General features: G+C 67.1%; 14 protein-coding genes. 3 read left to right on the top strand and 11 right to left on the bottom strand.

Annotated features, from left to right (window positions below; all coding sequences use genetic code 11):
• Positions 1-59: 59 nt before the first annotated feature.
• Genes RJQ01_RS10285 through RJQ01_RS10270 form a run of 4 tightly spaced genes read right to left on the bottom strand, consistent with a single transcriptional unit; the run spans position 60 to position 3984 of the window.
• Positions 60-644 (bottom strand): NYN domain-containing protein, encoded by a 585-nt coding sequence (locus tag RJQ01_RS10285; protein WP_350476638.1) that lies wholly within the window; start codon positions 642-644, stop codon positions 60-62.
• A gap of 40 nt (positions 645-684) precedes the next feature.
• A complete protein-coding gene (locus tag RJQ01_RS10280; protein WP_350476637.1) occupies positions 685-2010 on the bottom strand; it encodes a hypothetical protein in 1326 nt (441 codons plus the stop codon).
• Between the two features lie 52 nt (positions 2011-2062).
• The gene (locus RJQ01_RS10275; RefSeq protein ID WP_350476636.1) at positions 2063-2809 is read right to left on the bottom strand and encodes a VWA domain-containing protein; all 747 of its coding nucleotides are present in this window, start codon (positions 2807-2809) and stop codon (positions 2063-2065) included.
• Positions 2806-3984 (bottom strand): OmpA family protein, encoded by a 1179-nt coding sequence (locus RJQ01_RS10270; RefSeq protein ID WP_350476635.1) that lies wholly within the window; start codon positions 3982-3984, stop codon positions 2806-2808. The genes RJQ01_RS10275 and RJQ01_RS10270 overlap by 4 nt, the downstream gene beginning before the upstream one ends.
• 458 nt (positions 3985-4442) lie before the next feature.
• Here RJQ01_RS10270 and RJQ01_RS10265 point away from each other — a divergent pair, with 458 nt between their 5' ends.
• Positions 4443-4958: a hypothetical protein gene (locus RJQ01_RS10265; protein ID WP_350476634.1), complete on the top strand. Its 516-nt coding sequence runs from the start codon at positions 4443-4445 to the stop codon at positions 4956-4958.
• Positions 4959-4991: 33 nt separating this feature from the next.
• Here RJQ01_RS10265 and RJQ01_RS10260 read toward each other — a convergent pair whose 3' ends face one another.
• Entirely contained in the window at positions 4992-5663 is a 672-nt protein-coding gene (locus RJQ01_RS10260; protein ID WP_350476633.1) for a nitroreductase family protein, read from the bottom strand.
• A gap of 93 nt (positions 5664-5756) precedes the next feature.
• On the opposite strand from RJQ01_RS10260, the gene RJQ01_RS10255 reads away from it, so the two are divergent.
• Together RJQ01_RS10255 and RJQ01_RS10250 are read left to right on the top strand one after the other, a co-directional pair.
• Positions 5757-6893 carry a radical SAM protein gene (locus tag RJQ01_RS10255; protein ID WP_350476632.1) on the top strand — a complete coding sequence of 379 codons (1137 nt, stop codon included), beginning with the start codon at positions 5757-5759 and terminating at the stop codon, positions 6891-6893.
• Entirely contained in the window at positions 6862-7806 is a 945-nt protein-coding gene (locus RJQ01_RS10250; protein WP_350476631.1) for an aspartate carbamoyltransferase, read from the top strand. Before RJQ01_RS10255 ends, RJQ01_RS10250 begins: the two co-directional genes overlap by 32 nt.
• Here the strand turns inward: RJQ01_RS10250 and RJQ01_RS10245 are convergent.
• The 6 genes from RJQ01_RS10245 to RJQ01_RS10220 form a co-directional block, all read right to left on the bottom strand.
• Positions 7759-10350, bottom strand: a complete 2592-nt coding sequence (locus RJQ01_RS10245) for an nSTAND1 domain-containing NTPase (protein WP_350476630.1) — start codon at positions 10348-10350, stop codon at positions 7759-7761. The two genes, RJQ01_RS10250 and RJQ01_RS10245, sit on opposite strands and share 48 nt — an antisense overlap.
• Positions 10337-11941: a hypothetical protein gene (locus tag RJQ01_RS10240; RefSeq protein ID WP_350476629.1), complete on the bottom strand. Its 1605-nt coding sequence runs from the start codon at positions 11939-11941 to the stop codon at positions 10337-10339. Before RJQ01_RS10240 ends, RJQ01_RS10245 begins: the two co-directional genes overlap by 14 nt.
• Positions 11942-12390: 449 nt before the next feature.
• On the bottom strand, positions 12391-13728 hold the full coding sequence (locus RJQ01_RS10235) for an ATP-grasp domain-containing protein (protein ID WP_350476628.1): 1338 nt from the start codon (positions 13726-13728) through the stop codon (positions 12391-12393).
• Positions 13725-15674 (bottom strand): CHAT domain-containing protein, encoded by a 1950-nt coding sequence (locus tag RJQ01_RS10230; RefSeq protein ID WP_350476627.1) that lies wholly within the window; start codon positions 15672-15674, stop codon positions 13725-13727. Before RJQ01_RS10230 ends, RJQ01_RS10235 begins: the two co-directional genes overlap by 4 nt.
• Positions 15664-16854, bottom strand: a complete 1191-nt coding sequence (locus RJQ01_RS10225) for a hypothetical protein (protein WP_350476626.1) — start codon at positions 16852-16854, stop codon at positions 15664-15666. The genes RJQ01_RS10230 and RJQ01_RS10225 overlap by 11 nt, the downstream gene beginning before the upstream one ends.
• A gap of 78 nt (positions 16855-16932) precedes the next feature.
• The gene (locus RJQ01_RS10220) at positions 16933-18858 is read right to left on the bottom strand and encodes a hypothetical protein (RefSeq protein WP_350476625.1); all 1926 of its coding nucleotides are present in this window, start codon (positions 18856-18858) and stop codon (positions 16933-16935) included.
• Between the last annotated feature and the right edge of the window lie 51 nt (positions 18859-18909).

Below are 18909 nucleotides of genomic sequence, written 5' to 3'. Positions count from 1 at the left end.
TGCACGTCAGTCCGCGCCTCGGTGCAGGCGCGGACGGGAGCCTTCTGCGCTGACCGGATTTAGGCCACGACCAGTGAGCCCCGTCGTCGAGGCGCGGCATTGATCATGGACGTCGTGCGCGCACGAACTCGACGCGCGGCGGGCGACCACAGCGACGAGCGCCCGTCGAGGCGCAGCCTCATCTTCATCGGGCAGGCCTCCAGCAGTCGCCTCGCGGGAGCCCCCCGCCCCAGGAGCAGAATCACTCTGATCCCCCGGGCACGGAAGGCCAGGGCCAGGTCAGTGAAGATGCCGTCACCTGTCGCCAGTACGACCTCACGCAGTCCACACCGCACGAGGTGGTCGATGTCGACGCTCTCCAGTAGGGCCAGATCCGCGCCGTCTTTGCCGTTGCGGACCAGGCGTTGGGCGGGAACGCCCTCCGAGGCCATCGCGCAGAATGCGGGCATGGCCGAGAGGGAGGTTGCGGCAGCGACCGTCCTCGTGTGCTCGTCGAAGCGAATCGCTTCGCCTCGGATGATGCGCCAGAGTCGCGTGTGCTCGTCCTGGTTCGCGGCGGGATCACCGACGAGGTTGTCGACATCGGCGATGACGAGTCGGGTGATCGAGGGTCGTACGGATGCCGCCAGGTCGTTCCTGCTCATGATGTCTCCTTCGGACGCGGGGGGGGGGGTGTTGCCTGCATCACCAATCCGCGCGTTCGTCACTCGACGTCGAGCTGGCGTCCGACTCCGCGTCCTCCTCGGGTTCCATGAGCGCATGCAGTTCGTCGTTCACGGCGCTGCCGCAGCGGGGATCCGGACGGTACGCGCGCAGCAACTCGAGGTCTCGTTCGAGTTCTATCGTGATCCAGGGAGGAAAGGGCATGGAGAGGGCACGGTGGGGCTTCAGGCGAGGATCCCCGAATGCCGACGTCGTGAGACCCCGTTGCTCGTCGAGCACGTCGGGCGGTGCCGCAGTCGGGGCGAGTGGACCGATCGCGCCGCTTCGCGCGTAGGCCTCTGCGTACAGCTGCTCGACGAGTCTGATCGATTGGGATGCGTCAGCAACGATGCGATCCAGCAGCCGCGCGAGGCGGAACCAGGCCTCATGGTGCCGCCGGTGAGCGGCCAGCAGGCGCTTCTGCAGCCGCGCCGCGCCTCGATCCGCTCGACGCACGCCACGCTCCAGCGCCGCCGCGTGCGCGAGTACGGGGTCGCTCGACAGCGAGACGGCGAGCATGGCCGCAGTCGGAAGCAGGCCGTACAGGACTGCGATGAGCCACGCGGGGAAGTTCAGACCGGCGTCTTCGGCTGCCGCCCCGAAGCGAATCGTGGCCATGGCGAAGAAGTACACGCCGATCGCGGCGGTCATCGCCCACAGCACGAAGGGCTCGCGTCTCGTGATCCCGTCGGCGGGAAAGCCGCTCGGCATCATCTCGGCGAGGCGATCCTCGTGAACCCGCGCAGCACGAGCCTGCGCAGACAACCGACCGCCCCGCTCGGCAAGCGCGATGGTGAGCACGGGAAAGAACAAGGGCAAGAACCAGATCGCCACGAATTCACCGAGTTCCGCGAAGCTGAACTCCGTGAAGGAGATGGAGAAGAGATCCCGAGCGAGGCCGTTGATGAAGCCGTAGTCGACGACGAGGATGATGATGGCGATCACGACCGACACCCATCCGGGGCTTCGAACGTCGAGAAAGCGGCGAAACCCGCTCGCCCGCCGCGGTGCGAGCTTCGCGTGAGCCGCACGGATTCCGGCAATGTCCGGATCCGACCCCCACGCGCGCGCCTGCAGGTGGGTTGCCGTCACCACGTCGACTCGTCGACGGAGAGCGGAGCCCAGCCGGGCGCGCTGACGTCGAGTTCGCCGCGCTAGCGCGGCGAAGGCGTTCGCGCCGTACACGCCGACGGACCACATGAGGTGGGTGGTCTCGCCCGCGTCATGCGGTGCGTCGTCTGACGCGAGCCGTCGAGCGAGGCGCGGCTCGGACAGGCCTCGGAAGGCGTTGCGCAACCAGTCGAACATGGCGGTCCTTTCTCAGGGGTACGGGGTCACCCACGGCACCAATCCGTGCGGATCAGCGCTCACGTCTCTCGAGGCTCTGACCGGTGGCCGCCGCAACCGCTTCACCGACTGATCTCGCTGTCATCGTCGGGTCATCGGGCGCGGCGACGTGCATTCGGGTGGAGGGGAACGTCGCCATCCACTCCTGACTCACATCGGTGCGGAGGGGCAGGATGACGTCGATGCCTCCGACTCCCGCGTCACGCAAGAGCTGGTCCGTGGTCGATGAGTCGAGGGGCTCCACGATGGTGTCCGTGATCGCGATCAGCGAGGTGTGACAGACAGTCGGAGCCAGCTGTGCGAGCACCTTCAGCGCCTGACCGACATCAGAGCCGCTGCCGCCGAGCGGTCGGCCTGCTCGGTCCGGTACTCGTGCCAAGTCGTCCACTGGGGTGGGCTTCATGACGAGCTCGGCTCGGTCGTCCCACCGGATCACCGCCACTTCGTCATCAGGGCGCAGGTTCCCGGGAGCCCATGCGATGACCTGCCCGAGCGCCTCGGCGCGGACTGCCGCGTAGTCGGCCATCGATCCACTGACATCCGGAAGGATGACCAGCCGCACGCACGCAGGCCCTCGGGCACCGGCGAGCGCGAGCCGGTCGAGAGGATCGTCGTGCGACGTCAGCGCAGGGAGGATCGCGAGAGGCAGCAGCACCGTGAGCACCAGAAGGAACGCTGGGCCGATGCGGCGCACGCGACCGCGAGAGAGGCCTCCGCGCCGGTCGAGTGCAGCGCGCAGTCGGGGAAGGTCCGTGCTCATGTGCATTCCCGATCGACGAAGACCTCGACCCGTCGGTCCTGAGGTCTCGGGTCGGCGGTGCCGTCCGGAGGGAGAGGCTGCGTGCTGCCCATGCCTTGGGCAGTGATCGTCGACTCGGGGGCGAGGCTGCGCAGCAGTTCTGCCACCGCTGAGGCGCGTTGCTCTGAAAGTCGCTGATCGACATCGGCAGACGCGCCATCGCGGGCGGCGTGCCCGACCACCCGCACCGCTCCGCCCCCGGACAAGCAGGCCGCGATGGGGGCGAGAAGCGTCTCGGCGCCAGTCCGAAGCTCGGCCGAGTTTCCTCCGAACAGGAGCGACCCCGCGACCTCGAACGACGACGACTCGGGCTCGCGTGAAAGCGTGATGCTGGGCAGGTTGACGCTGGGGTCCTCGTGCTCGGGGGAGGCTTGGTGGACTCCGTCGGGCACCCCTTGGTCAGCGGACGAGACCGCGCACGGGTCGGCACCGATCCTCGTGCACACTTCTTCGTAGAAGGTGCGAAGCCACTCCGCCGCGGGAGGTGCGATCGCGCCTTCCGCCGTTCGCGCGATCCCGGAGAACGTCATCGCCATCTCCGTCGGCGCGGCCAGCACCCAACCGCGTTCCTCGAGATCGTCGACCGTGTCCTCGACGGACTGCTCAAGCACTCGATCGGTGAGGTCCAGCGGACCTGCGTTGCTCAGCCCGTCCGTCTCGATGACGATCGAGACCGGCACGCCCAGCGTGCGTCCACGCTCGACCGCCGCCCGGATCGCCTCACCGAGGTCGGTGCCGGCATGGGCGGGGGCCCGATCCACTACGCGCGCCTCGAGGCAGGCTGCGGCGCGCGACACCGCGGTCCTGTGGGCCGCAGTGTCGCGACCCGTGGCGGGGTCGTTGAGAGACGCGTCCTCCACCAGCCATCGAGGAGGCGCGCCAGCACCCTCCACGAGGAGCACCGAGGCGGCTCCCTTGGTCTCCGAGATCGTTCGGATCGCGTCGACCGAGCTCTGCTCTAGCGGGGAGTCCCAGCGGCTCGCGGAGCGGTCGAGCACGAGGATGAGGCGCGGCGACTCGGTCTCGACCGGGTGGCCGAGCAGGCGGTCGCACTGCTCGGGGCTCGGCCCGCCGGGAGACGACGGACTGCATGCCGTCAGCAGCAGCACTGTGGCGGTGAGGGATGCTGCAAGCATCGAGGTGATCCGCTGGCAACGTGCAGACCAGCGGGCGGGGGGCGCGGAGTTCGAGAGGGGCGTCATGCCCCGCTCACCAATCCGTGCATGTCACTGCGCGCGATGCGCGGGGAGTGGACAATCCGTTCGGGTGCGGCCTAGTGCGTCATGAAGCTGAGCGGCTATCGTGATTCCCGTAGACGCTCGGCACGCACTAGCGATGACAGGACCGCCCCGTGGATCAGAACGACTTGCTTGCAGCCATATTCGAGGATGCTCCCGCGCGACATCCGCAGCGCGCGCTCGATCTGGGCGCAGCGGCATGGCCGTCGATGCAGGTCAGACCGCCGTCTGCGGAGGATGCGGAATCGTGCCGGTTGCTGTCGCTTTGCGCCGCGGAGCTTCGTGCATGGGGTCTCGCCGCGGTGTGGAGGAGGCGTGCGCTCACCAGAGCGAGCCTTGTCGGGTGGCACGAGGCGGTGGCGGCTCTCCTGATGGCGGAGGCCTTCATCGCTCTGTCGCGGAGGAACGAGGACTATGCCCGCGGACGCACGCTCGACGTCATCGAGGGCGAGCCGCAGGCACTCGAGATCCTGCAAGAGCTGGAACCCTTCATGGGCGTGCCGAGCAGCGGGATCTCGGTGACCCCCAAGTCGCCCAGCCCGGCCCTCATCCGCCGATTCCTTTCCGAGAAGCGCGGGAGCTTTCAACTCGCGATGCACGACTGGTCGTCAGCAGAGGAGAGCTTCGCGCGCGCGGTGGACGCTGCGGAAGGGGTCCGCGGAGAGCTGAAGGCGCGCGGGGGGCTTGCGCTCGCTCGGTACATGATTGCGCTGGACGACGGTTCCCCGACAACCGCCTTCGCGGAGGAGACACGTGCCGTCCGTCGCCGTGCCGAGGAGATCGATGAGGCTGACGTGGCTGGCATTGCTGAGCACAACGCGCGCGTCATGGATGGCGCAGGCCGCGATCTGCTGCTGTACGAAATACTCTGACGCTCGGGTCGAGACGATCCGGGCTGCTCGACCCTAGTGCCACACAACGGGCTCAGCGACCTGGGTGGAGCGAGGCGGCTGGCGACGCGGAGGCGCCACGGCGCTGGAGTAGCCCAGCGCGAGAATGCCGATCAGGTCGCCCGAGCATCCCAACAGCGGACCGGCCACCTCCTCGGCGATCGCAAGGTCGCCAAGGAAGGCCGCGCTGATGCCGAGTGAGTTGGCCGCGAGCCACATATTGCTCAACGCTGTGCCTAATCCCATGTTCTCGAGGCCGAACGCGGTCAGTGACGCGACGAGATTCTCGTGGCTCGCGCGACGCATCACCTGCAGCCCTCCGCTGAACACACCGCGATTCTCGATGGCGATGGCGACGGGAACGGAGCGCAGCACGGCGGCTGACTCCGCGACAGTTGAGCTCCACGCCGCGTCCGGTCGTCCGGTGCGTGGATCGTGGGGGACGTAGTCGTCGGCATCGGGCGACAGCTCGGCCGCATCGGCGATGTGAGAGCGGACTGCGTCATCCAGAAGGACGTGGAACCGCCATGGCTGGGCATTCTTGGAGGATGGAGCGGCGAGCCCGCACGCGAGGATCGTCTCCAGATCGGTCCTGCTCACCGATCGCTTCTCGAAACCTTCCCGAATGCTGCGTCGCGATAGGATCGTGGACACTACTGAGCGATCCCCCGGTTCATCGGTCTCCATGACATCCGACTCTAGTGAGTATCGTTCGAGCGAACCCGGGACGCCCGGCTCGAGGGCACTACCAGCGCACTGTCGAACGAATCTGAGGAACACATGTCGGCCACGCTCTCGACTGCGGAGAGACTCAAGTTCGAGCTGCTGTCGACCGGTGCAGCGCCCACGGCGCGCGCGACCGCTGCGATCAATCACGTCGTGGACGGTGGGCCCTGGTCACCGGATGACTATGCCTCCACCCGAGGTGTCATTCTTCGACTTGACGGTCACGTCTGGGTGAACGTCTCGATGCTGGCTCCGGATTCGAGCGACGATGCGGCATACATGCTCGATCACGACAGCGACGGATTCGTCGTGCGCGCACCGGGCGTCGAGGTTCGCGCCGAGTTCTGGCCGCCCGCGAAGTACCACTTCGAGACCGGAAAGAACGGTCGTCCTTTCTGGAACTATGTCGTTACGCATGGCGACCGGGCGCGGCTGTCGCCCACGATTGGCTGCGCGATGGTCTGCGACTTCTGCAACATTCCGTTCGATGACACCTATGCCGGCGTGAAGCCGCTCGATCCTCTGCTGGAAGCGGCGATTGTCGCTCTGCAGGATGAGCGCCAGCCCGCCCATCACTTTCTCATCTCGGGCGGAACACCCGGCCCAGCGCACGTCGACGCCCTGAAGCACGTCTACGAGTCTGTGCTCACGACCTTTCCGGGGATCGATGTCGACATCATGATGGTGCCCCTCCCGGGACTCTTCGATCTTCCGAGGCTCGATGAGCTGGGGGTCAACGAGTTCTCCGTCAACCTGGAGATCTTCGACGAAGACATCGCCAAGTCGGTGATGCGGCACAAGCATCGACAGGGTCGGCAGTACTACCTCGACTTCTTGGCAGACGCCGCCGAGACCCTCGGGCCCGGACGGGTGCGCTCGATGCTCATGGTCGGACTCGAGCCTGAAGAGTCGACGCTTGCTGGCGTTCGCGCCATCCTCGAGCGAGGGTGCGTTCCGGTGCTGAGCTCGTTCACTCCGGATCCGGTCACGCCGATGGCCCAGGCCCCGGCACCCACCGCGGAACTTTCGCTCTCCGTGTTCCTCCGGGCTCGAGAGATGGCCGCGGAGTTCGGGTCCCCCCTGGGGCCGGGGTGTCCGCCGTGCACGCACAACACCCTGGCGCTCGCCGATCGCGACGAATCAGGGGTGCGCTATTCCCATGAGGTTCCCGAGCTGGTCGCCCGTGTCTGACAGCGGTCCACGGCGGATCCTCGAGACCCGGGACCTGACGCCGGCGGAGATCGAGGATGTGCAGGAGCGGGCGAGAGAGATCATGCTGGGGGCGCGGCCCCAGGTCGCATCAGGCATTGCGGGTGTCGTGACGTTGGAGCCCTCCCTGCGTACTCGCGTCGGATTCACTGCCGCCGCCCACCGGCTGGGTATGCAGACGGTGGCCGTCGATGATCGCCGTGCTACCGGCCCGAGTGTGGCCGAGAGCGTGGGCGACACGCTCCGAACGGTCGCGGGGTATGTGGACGTGCTCATTGCGCGAGTCCCGGAATCGCTGAGGACGGTGCTCGCGGGGACACCCGTCGACGTGCCGGTGCTGAACGCCGGCGACCGCGGGTCGGCGCCGCAGCATCCCTCGCAAGCGCTGATCGATCTGTTCGCCATCGAGCAGCTCGTCGGTGTTCTCAGCAGCGCGCGCGTGCTCATGGTAGGAGACATGAGGATGCGCGCAGCACGAAGCCTGCTGGATCTTTTCGCGGTGCGGCCTCCAGGTGCTCTGGTCGTCGTGAGCGACCCCGTGTTGTATGAGGGTTTCACCCTTCCCTCGGCGCTGTCCTCGGCAGAGCTGCGACACGACTTCGCTGGTCTCACGGAGTTCGACGTCATCTATGTGGTCGGTGTTCCTGACGACACGATCTCAGAGGCGGCCCGCACGCGACTGCGCATCGACAGGGCGGCGCTCCTGACCCTCAGGGAGCACGGCGGCGTGGTGCTCTCGCCCATGCCGATCGTCGATGAGATCGCGTGGTCGGCGCGAAGCGACCCGCGGATGGCGTTCCATCGCCAGAGCGACCTCGCGCTGCACGTTCGCGTCGCTCTTCTCGAGCTACTCCTCGGGCACAGGAGGCAAGGACTGCAGCAGTCTATGCAGTGACTGGTAGTCGATGCGGCTCGCGAGTGTCAGCACATCACCGCGCGGTTCGTCGACCGCGAGGAAGTCGTCGGGATCGAGCACCGCGCTTCCCGGCCCCTTCGTGGCGTTGACCGTCGAGAGATTGGGGCTCTCGTCGACAGTGACCGTGAAACCCTCCGCGTTGCGAGCGTTGCCGTTGAACAGTTGCCAGATCACGGTATTGGTGATCGTGGCGGCACCCAGCAACGGCACCGAGAACCACGCGTTCTGCAGGATGGAGTCGATGACGGCTACGGTGAGCGGCGCCCGGCGGGGAGGTGTCGCGGCGTGTGAACTCACCCGGCCTCCGGCCGATACGGCGACCGGGGGGCTCACGCTGAAGCCGCGAATAGCGACATCGAACAATTCGATCGACCCTCCGCGTTGCTCGACGAAGTCGAGAGAGGTGCCCGCCACGTGGCGGAGCGAGACCCCACCCTCGTTGAACGCTGTGTCGATGAACATGAGCGAGCTCACGCGACCGCCGTAGAAGACGAGCCCACCGCGCTGCGGCGCCTCGCGCTCCAGTCGGAAGTCGTCGAGCCGGGATTCGGAAAGGGATGCTCGAAGAGCATCGGAACTGGGCTGCGCGGGGCGACCCGAGGTCCACGAGGCGAGGTAGGGCGTATCGCTGTTCTGCTCGAGGTACTTGTCGAGCACGGCGACGGTCTGAGGAGTCTCGAGGACGAAGGAAGGAAGTAGGCGCTCGCGATGGGCCCCCTGCATCTCCTCCGGGGCGGCCGGCATGCCGAGGATTGTGCTCTTGTGGAACGAGACTCCGTCGAGCAGGCAGTTGACGAAGGTCACTCCCTCGAATGTGCAGTCGACGAAGTGCGTCTCCCGCAGATCGCAGTTCACGAAGGTGACGTGACGCCACGTGGCCTTGACGACGCGACATGCTCGCCACCTCAGGTTGGGGACGATCCGACGCGTCTCCGAGTCCCCCGTGGGCTCGGCAAGCGCGCTTTCGTGCTCCCATTGCATGACGACACCGACCGACGTCGAGAGGCGGGTGAGCGCGTGCGCGGGCTGGCGGCCGTGCTTGTCGGCCCAGGTGCGCAGACCGCGCGCGAATCCGTCGTGGATGAGGGACAGCCGCGCCTCGGTGTCCTCGCCTGCCCCCTGGCGAATGATGCTGCTCCGATCAAGCCAGGCGAGGGCGAAGAAGAACCGTCGGAACTCCTCCACGGCGACCGCGAGCGGCGGCATCCCCAGCAGCGGGCCAGCGGAGAGCTCGTGGGGGTCGCCTCTATCGGACGCGATGAACTCGTGCAGTCCATTCGGCACGAGGACCGTGCGGGAGCAGTCGAGCCAACCATCGCTCACGCCGGTCTCTCTCGCGAAATGATCGAAGATGCCGCGCGCTTGCGCGGCGAGCTCTCCCGTCGGGTCGGCGGTATCGAGGAGGCTCAGTTCTGATTCGAGGACGAGCTCGGCGAGCTCTCGCCGCTCGTGATCAACCTTGTAGCCGCCGCTCGAGAGATGACGTGTCATCCGAACGATCTGCTCCACGACACCATCGATCAAGGCACGGTCGTGACTCGACACCTCGTGCAACGCGAGTGCGCACTGCTCGAGCCTCAGCGACACAGCCTCCGCCAGTGCGGCTCCGAGCAGGGAGTCGCCGGGGTATCTCTCGGCCAGTCTCGACTCTGCTCGCTCGACGTCGGCTCTCGTCACGGTGGGCCCCTGACGGGTGCGCCAGAGGATGTACAGAAGCGCCTGGAGGTGCAAGAGGCCTACGCCCGACCAGTTTCGTCCGCCCTCCTCCGTTGCCCACAGCTCGAGAATACGACCGACCGCGCCATCAGCGTCGCCGTCGCCTTCCTCGATGGCTGGAGCCTCGAGGCCGTCGTGGCGCTGCGCTGAGCGGATGATCTGCGCGATCGTCTCCGTTGCGCGGAGGGGACTCAGGTAGAAGTCCTTGCGCGTGAACGGGCCGACTCGAAGGTCGCGCAGGCGGTGCTCGAACTCGGTGCGCAGGGAGATCACGACGTGCACGCGGTAGCGCTTGACGACGTGCTCAATCCACCGCAGAACGGCGTCGTACAACCGAGGCTGATTGCGGATGAGCTCTTCGAACTGATCCAGGATGATGACGCCCGATTCGGGGAAGCGCCGGTGCAGGGCTCGCGCAACCCCCTCGTCCGCGTCGAGTTCGAAGGGCAACTGCTCCCGGACCGCCCGGCTGAAGAGTCGCTCCACGGTGTCGAGAACCTCTGACTCGTCGAGCCCGTCCAGTTCGCCGGGGTTCGGCCAGGTCGTGCAGGTCACGACGAGGAAGCCGTCCCGCTGAAGCTGCGGGCGGATACCGAGCTGCAGCATCGATGACTTGCCGACTCCCGTTTCGCCAGACAGCACCACAAGGCGGAACTCGCGGACTCGATCGGAGAAGTCGTACGCCTCGTCTTCGCGGCCGATCAACTGGGCCGCTCGCGCCGGGTCGGTCATCGGTCGCGGGCCGGGCCAGAAGCACTGGCCCTCGTTCGCCTCGAGGGTGCTCGCCCATCGCTCAAGCAGCGCCACGATCGTCTCCTTCCGCCGGCGCCATCGATGTGCGCAACTGTTCGAACTTGTGGTGAAGTCGTTCTCGAACCTCGTCGAGCCGGTCGATCCAATCCACGTGCCGACCATCGATGACGTCGAAGTCATGCCACAGGAAGAGCTCGCGATCGCTCAAGTGGGAGCGCTCATTGATGAGGAGTCCGGAGATCCGCCCCGAGGGCATCGTGTCGGCGCGGTCCGGGTCGGCGCGGTCGGGATTGCCGCCGCCGCGATCATCACCGTCAACCTCTTCCGTATGGGCATCCTGATGTCGCATCATTCGAGCCGCGAGATGCTGGGATATGAGCCTCAGACGAACCCCGGGATCAGCGAGCTGAGCGCCGAAGAACAACCAGAATCGTGGCGGGCTGCCCGGCACGTCGCTCGTCAGGAAGGTCGGCAGACCGTCGGCTGCTCCAGACAGGTCCTGGGCCGAGAGTTGGAGCGAGGTGTACTCGTCGAGCAGGAGTGCGTGATGAAGAGCCTTGGTCTCCTCAGTGAAGCTCAGGCTCGCGAGCTCGGGAACGTCCATGAGGGGGGATCCGGTGAGTCTGACCACGACTGGCCGTGATCGCTCCCGGGAGAGCTTGTTCCCCAAGACCGTCCCATCCTTGAGGAGTTTCCACCCTCCTGGCGCCACGAGACCCCGGGGCAGCCGCAGGCCACCCTCGGGGCTAGTGGTATCGGCGGCGTGAGGGTCAACCTCGGTCCACACCCAGTGCAGGGAGGCGCTCTGCTCCCGCTCCTCGATCGCGAAGATCGGCATGACCACGACGTAGGGCGTCTTCTGGTGCCAGAGCGCCATCTCCAGCTCGAGGTCGAACGACGTGACGACGCCCACCGGGACCGGTGTCTTCACCGTACTCAGCGTTGTGGCGCTCGCCTGCTCGTGAAGGATGCCGGCGATGGAGTTGTAGAAGCGCGCTCGCTCTGAGGGCTCACGATCGATCTGACGCGACTCCCATGAGTGGTTCGAGACCGCGACGATGCGCTCTCGAATCCACTGGTTGGCCGCATCCACTCGGATGACCGGCGGGCGGAGTTTGGAGTCACGAGCGTTCACGACTTCGTTCCGGTACCACTCTCCGATCGGGTGACCACCATCGTCCGCTTCCATGGCACCGAAGAGCAGCAGCTCGTTCCATCCCGGGTAGACCTTCGTGCCCTCGGTGAGGAAGTGCCATGCGAATGCAGTGATCAGCTCGACGTGCAGTGCACGAACGCGACCCATCGCCATGGACTGGAGTATCGATGCGCAGAGCGCGGCGAGCGCCTTTCGGGACGACTTCGTCGAGCGACCGTCGCCCTCCCGGACGAGAGCGTCGAGCACTGTCTTGAGGGGCTCGACGACCCAGTCGGCGAATTCGGTGTCGGGCCTCGGGTACGCCACGCCGTTCGGCTCCTCATCACGCAGAATGCGCATCGTTCCCTGCCTCGCGTTCGCGTGGAGGTGCGTCGCGAGCATCGCCGCGAGGGCCACCGTGGCGGGGTAGCCCTCGTCGCCGAAATCGAGGTTCAGGTCGACGGCGGCTGATGCCGCCGTGGGGTCGTCCCGACCGGTGCGATCTCTCATGAGGAGAGTGATGAAATCCGCAGTGCGGCCGTCGAGATTGCTCGTCGAAAAGGTGTCTGTGAAGTCGACCAAGCTCGTGGCCAGTGCGGCGCGGAGCCGAGTCGGGAAGTCGGGATCCGACCCTGCTTCGGGTCCCGTGTCGGCCGCTGACAGGCACCCGCTACCCAGCACGAAGGTGAACCAGGGCACGCGCAGTACCGAGACCGCTCGTCTGCGTTCCTGGATAGGATCCTTGAGCCCCGCCGCGGCCCCCTGACCAGACGCCAGAGGGAAATCATGCGTACTCGGAGGTTCTGGCACGGGCCGACCGAAGGTCGACGCGATGTCCCAGAGCGAGCCCGACGTTCCTGTGCGTTGAGCCAGGAACGATGCCTCCGACGCAAAGTGGCGCGCTGATTGCCGTCTCGCCGGGAACCAGATCTGACGAGGACCCGATCGGTCGTCTGCACTCATGGCGCGCTCCTTGCGTCGTTGTGGGCGATCACGGCGGAGGGGATATCGGCGAGGGTGTCGACGAGGTCGAAGCCCGTGCTGGTCACTCTCTGCCGAGTCGTCCATCGCGTGACCGCCGCGCCCGGCATGACGCTCGTCTCGGGCGCGGGCCACAACTCCAGTGACAGTGTGTCATGTCTGGGGAACGCCTCGGCTGCCCGGCGGGCGTTGATGGTGATCGGCTCGCGTGCGACGGAGTGGAACACGACGTGCGCGAGTGTGCTGCTCTCGGCGACGAGGTCGCGCAGGGGAGGGCGCGGCGGCGGGCCGAGGCCGAGCCGCGATGCGAGGTGCTCGAGCATGAGGCACGCGCGATCCTCCTCGATCGAGAGTCGGCAGGAGGCGTGCGTGGACCCCTGGAACCGCGGATTGACCTCGGAGAAGAGCACCTGTCCGTCGTGAACCAGGAAGTCGACACCGAACGTGCCCAGGTAGCCCTGGCTGCGGAGCCACTCGCCCACGCGGATCGTGATCGACTCGACCTCATCGACGATCGCGGGATCCGCGTCTTTCATGAGGCCGAAGTCATTGCCGCAGTAGCCAAACGGTCGGGTGACGAGCTGCGGAATCCCCACGAGCTGCACCGAGGGGTGATGCACCGTGACCGTCTCGGGCCACACGGTGGCGCCCACGTTGAGAGGCGTGGCGGAGGCCAGGTACGGCGCGACACTCATGAAGCGCTCCTGGGCACGCGGCCACAGGTCGTGGAGGTCTTCCGGGCTGGTCACCCTCACGAAGCCCTCGCCCCCGGAGGTGCGGCTGCGGCGCAGCAGAACGCCGTCCTTCGGAAAGCGATGATAGGCATCCAACTGGTCCTCATCGGCGATATACCGCCACGGCACCCCCGGGATCCCCAGACTTCTCAATGACGACTCCACCCAGGGCTTGTGCTCGAACGCCGCCTGCTGAGCGCTGAACAGTCCCAGGTTGAGAGACGCCTCGCGTCGAGCGAACCAGAGAGAAGACAGGAATGAGGAGGGACGGTACGGCAGCAGTGCGGCAGAGCCTCCGCCGAGGGCCGCGAGGAGGCCGCGCCGGAACTCGGTCGTGGCAGGGTCGTCGAGGTGCTCATCGATGTCCCAGACCTCGGGGTCCTCCCGCACACCCGTGAGGTCCTCGTAGGCGATGGCCGTGACGCCGGACCGGCTGGTGTAGCGCGAGAGGATCGAGAACGACGCACCCAGCTGCGGAAGGTCGGCGAGCGGCTCGATGTCGTCGCCCCGCAGGCCCGCCCACACGAGCCGCCGGTGACCGAGGGCGCGGCTCACCTCATCGACGAGGGTGTGACGACTCATAGGATTCCTCCTCCCGCGGTCGACCCTGTCGCGAGCCGGTCCCCCAGTGGGAGCTCGATCTCGGCGAGGCCGGCGTTGTGCACGGCCATGAGGATACGGACGTGATCGAGAGGTGCCGAGTCGTGCTCGGCACGAGGTGTGGGGGGCATCCGTTCGATTCTGACGGCCATGACGTCGTGCTGACGGAAGCCGGCCCGGTTCTCGAGAATGTCACCGAGGGGGATGCTCTGCCACGGCGTCCCCTGGACCTGCTGCGCGGCACGAACCTGGCGTGCTCCGCGTCGCCAGCCCCAAGCGAGGGCGTACGAGACGCCCCCGACGTGGGCGAAGTCCACGCCCGCGAGGCGCGGCAGCGTCGCCGTCAAGTCGGGCAGATCCTGCTCGGCGACGCTCACATCCCGGCCGTCTCGAGTGACGAGCACGGTGCCTTGAGGAGCGTCGAACCCCGAGATGACCTCCTCCTCGAGGATGCGCCTGCAGTTGCTCCACCCGTAGGGGCCGAGAAAGGCGAGCCAGGTGCCGTCATTCGTGCTCAGGTACAGCCGAAGGTGGGGGCCATTCTGCAGGGAGACGGTCGTGACGCGGGCGTCGCGGCCGCGCAGCTCGTCGGGCAGTCGCAGATCAGCGGCCCACGGATACGCCGATATCGCGACGCCGGATGTCGTCGATCGGCACGTCACGACGGTGATGGTGTCGTTGCGCACGCTGGCGGCAACCCTTCCGACGACCGAGACGGCGAACGAGCCCCCCTCCTCGAAGTCCCACTCGGCATCATCGAATCGCCCCGTCGAAATCGACTGCTGGACCACTTTGCCTCGACGCGTCCACAGGAGTGCGCTGCGGTCGCCTACGGAGATCCGGCAGGGTACATCGAGGGCGGGCGAGTCGTCGCGATCCGGAGTACTCTTGTCGACTGGGCCGGAGGGGGAGTCGCCGGCTGGCGTCCACAGCCGGGTGTCGCCCAGAACCCGTAGCTGTAGCTGGGGCAGCGCCGCGGAACTGCGATCCGATTCGTAGAGTGAACGGCGCGCACGGGCGACGGCAGAGTCGACACTGCTCCCCGCGCTGAGCGTTGCGTAGAGCTCTGCGCAGAACTGCTCTGCCTGGTCTCTCGAGATCGGTTCTCGAAAGCTGATCACCGCGGGCGCGATCTCGCTGAATGTGGTTGCTGAGGGAACGTGCGCACGTTCAGGCTGACCGGTTCCTCCACATGCCGCGATGACGATGACCTGCAGCTCGGGAAATTGCCGGTGGAGGATCCCGCGCACGCGGTCCGCCGACATCCATTTGGTGCCCTTCGAGTCGAGTTTCAGCTCGTCCTCGGCGCCATGGGCTGTCATGTGCAGAAGCGCGGTCGAGCGCGACCCGACCTGCACGTTCCGATCTAGGTCTGCCAGGAATCCGCGGGTGGGGTGTGACTCGGTGTCGAGCGAAGGCAGGGGAATCTCAATGTCGGACTGAAGGACGAACGTCTCGCGTGCGTGCCGGGGTGTGAGTGCTGGCGACAGGGCCACGCCTGCCACTCGACGAACGATCGAGAGATCGTTGTAGTCCCACAGTTCCCTGTTCGCGACGATGGCCGCCTCCCAGGGGACCGTCTCGAGCCCTGTCGCCTGGCCGGCGAACTCGAGCACAAGGCGACGAGGGACCGCAGCAGTCCGCCTGAGCCATTGGGCGAACGCAGCACCGTGTTCCTCGGGGAGGAGCCTCTGACCCAGGGCCTTGCGCTCCGCGTCCGACAAGTCGGCGGCGCTGCTGCGCGCTGCCTTCGCGATCAGTTCCGTCTCGGAGTCCATGGTCACGAAGGAGTCGACCTCGGCTGCACCCGCCGCGCCGCGACGGTGGGGGCCGTCACGAGGGAGGTCCAGGCGAACGACGAAGTGCTGCCAGGTGGTGTCCTGCAGTGCGGCGGTCGATGACCACGCGGAGGTTCGATCAGTGGCCACCAGGCGCCCTTCGAGAGTTGCGAGAGTAAATGTACTCCGAGAGGAGCGGCCTAGAGGGCCCTGATCGGGATGCCGGGGCATCCCAGGTCCGACGCTCGCGGGCCTCGCGCACCTGCGCTCGGAGGGCACGTGCGTCGCCGTGGTTCCCGGCGACAAGCGCGAGTTCCAGCGCGGTCTCGAGATTGTCGTCGGGGTGTCGGAGGGCGACTAGAGGCCGAGTATGAGCGTCGGAAGCCATGAGCGAGGAGAGGTCGAGTCGCTGATCGACCCACGACTGCAGCACGTAGCGCTCCGGCACGACAATGCCCCGGACCGCGCGCCGCACCGCTGCCGACAGCTGAGACGCGCGCGCGATTCCGACGGAGTGCACGTCGGAGAGACCGCCGTCGAGCTCGATCCTTGCGCGGGCCGCATTCCCGTCAACGTGCACCTCGGCCCTGGCGAGCACGCGCCCGTGCACGTCACTCGCGAACGCCAGGACAGATTCCCCCACTGCGTCGCCCACCACGTCGAGCTCGACGGTCAGCATGGACTCCGTGGCGGACCGAGTGCAGACCTCGAGGTGCTCGGGCCCCCTCCACGCGAACGTACGGGGTGGAACGACCGCGAGATCGAGCGGGTAGTACCTCACTCCGCTGCGTGTGCGGCCTCCAGGGCGTGTCTCCGGGCGGGACATGAGCCTTGATCCTCCCTGATCATCGAGCGCTCGGCTCAACAGGGGTTCCGAATCGATCAGTTGCGCGAGCTCGACCAGACTGCGCGCGGCACGGAGGTCGTCGGCGAGGTTCCGCAGCTCGGGTGCGTGCACGGCGAGGGTGCTGGTCAGGCGGGAGAGATCATGCACGAGTGCCGAGAGCGCCGCAGCTCGCTCCGATAGTCCGACGACGTCCGTGCTCTCCAGGTCACCCGAGCCGAGCGTCTCCTCAACCACGACGACGAGGCGATCCAGATTGTCGGGGCGCATCAGCAGCTCGAGAGCTCGGTTCTCGTCATGACGATCGAGCGCGTCGGCTGCGCGATCGAGATCGAGGAGACGCTCATCGAGGGCCACCGGCATCGCCTCGCTCACGGCCGTGATCAAGACGGAGCGGTCGGATGAGTACAGCCGCTCCGGGGTCATCCACAACGAGCTGTCGAGACCCGAGGCAGCCTGAGGCGCGAGCTCATGCGCTGCACTCATGGAGGGGCTCCTTGCACGACGGGCGGTGCGGTGAGGACAAGTCTAGTTTTCGGTGGGGTCGTTCGACGCCACTCGTGGCTACGCAACCGCCACGGTCGGCCGTCCTGCGGCCGCGCGCAGCGGCGGGTACACCGAGTGCGCGCGCGTCACATAGCGCTCGAGCGCTCGCCTCCCTCCAATGGTGATGCCCGGGGTGACACCGGGTCTGACGTCGAGCAAGTCGTCGTCGCGCAGAAGCGAGTCGCGCACGGGGCGAGGGCCGCCTTCGCCCACCCTCGCGATGAGGTCCCCCTCCTCGAGCAGGATCGGCGTGGAGACAATGCCGGTGGTGGAGAGGGTGGAGGGACGCGAGTCGTCTGCACCCGGCAGGACGGTGGCCAACCTGAAGGTCACCGTCAGTTCGACAACGAGTCGTGAGTCACCGAGTCGGTCAGCGATGCGCAGCGCGGACTCCACGGACGCGCGGGTCTCGTGCTCCCACTGAGCGCGACGACTGCTCGGCTGCTGGAGATCGACCCGCGCGAGATCCCGCATCAGTGCGGCCGGGATCAGGGCGTCGAGAGCGTCACGCAGGCTTTGATCGTCTCCACGGACGGCGAGCACGGCGGCGCGATTGTGAGCCACGGCGGCGAGGTCGAGCCAGGACCCCGCTGCCGAGAACACAGCCTCCGCCTCCGCGAGGCTCGAGAGTGCCGGCTCGATCTCACCGGCACTCGTGAGCGCCAGCGCCCTGTTAGTCGTCAACCGGGCCATCTCGAGCTTGTCCGCGCCCGCCGCCTGGAGGATCGCCAGCGCCTCGTCCTGCAGGATGGCCGCTCGCCGCGAGTACCGGGGGCTGCGCACGGCGAGATGGTCGGCGGCGAGATCTCGCAGTGCTGCCGCACGAGCCTCCGCCGTCCAGTCGGATGCGCGGTAGTGCGGTGCTTTCCCCTCTTCCTCGTTTGCGGGGCAGGGAGGCTGCAGCACGTCCAAGCTCCGTCGATGATGCAACGCTGCACGACTCAGGTCTCCCTTGGCGTGATGCCAACTACCGGTCAGCCGTTCGATTCCCGATCGAGTGCGCCTGTCCATGCTGGGGACGGCGTCGAGCTCGCTGCGGAGCATCTCGAGAGTCTCCAGGGAACCGGTAGCGTTGCCGACTGCCCTCTCGGCAGCGGCGCGGACGAGTCCGGCGTGGATGGCGAGTGCTCGGTACCCGCCCGCGCTCAACTCCCGGTGTGCATGGGTGACGAGTTCCACCGCTCTGTCCCGATGCCCGAGCTGAAGATCCAGCTGGCCGGCCCTCACCCTGTTCATCGGCAGAAGATGGCCGACCAGCGGGTCCCAGGTCGTGCCGTGCGGCTTCGCCAGAAACTTCTTGAGCGTCTGCTCGGCCTCACCGATGAGGGTTCCTGCGTCGCCTACCTCCCCCTCCAGCCGTGCCAGCTCCGCTGTGATCTCCAGCAGGGCCACCCGCGTGCCGACATCGGGGTCCACACCACGGGCTTCGCGTCCCACCGCGTCGACCATCGCCCGCCCCTCCGCCCGATGTTTGAGCGACGAGATGAGCAGGTCGGCGTGCGAGAGGTGGACGCGGGCCCGGAAAGCGCTGTCGGGAGCGCGCTCTGCCGCCTCGATGTAGTCGGCAATTCCGCCAGGACCGTCCCCTTCTTGCCTGCTGAGGCTGCCGCGATTGTGAAGGGCTCGTGCCAAGAGCAGGAAGTCCTCGGGCCGGGAAGCCCCCGACCCGAGCGCGAGGATCCTGTCGAGGGTGGCGATGGACTCACCATAGAGCCGCCGTGCTTCGGCGAAGTCGCCGGCCAAGGTGAGCAGGTCGGCCAGCTCCTTCGTGAGCGTGGCGCCCTGGATGGAGGATCGCTGTCGGAGGCGGTCCAGTTCGGCACGAACCGTGGCCGAGCGCTGCATGAGCGGAGAGTGGTCGGGACGGTCTCTGTCGGCTGGCGGCACGGCCTCACCTCCACGCTCGTCATGCACGGTGCGCTTCTGCGCGGTCGGCCGGGCCATGAGCGGGGCCCGGGTGACCGCGGAGGCGTCGGAACTCGTCGAATTCTAGGT

Origin of the sequence: Microcella sp., assembly GCF_040286215.1 — a bacterium.
GTDB lineage: Bacteria > Actinomycetota > Actinomycetes > Actinomycetales > Microbacteriaceae > Microcella.
The sequence above is the reverse complement of the archived record's forward strand: the minus strand, read 5'-3'. Positions and strand labels throughout refer to the sequence as shown.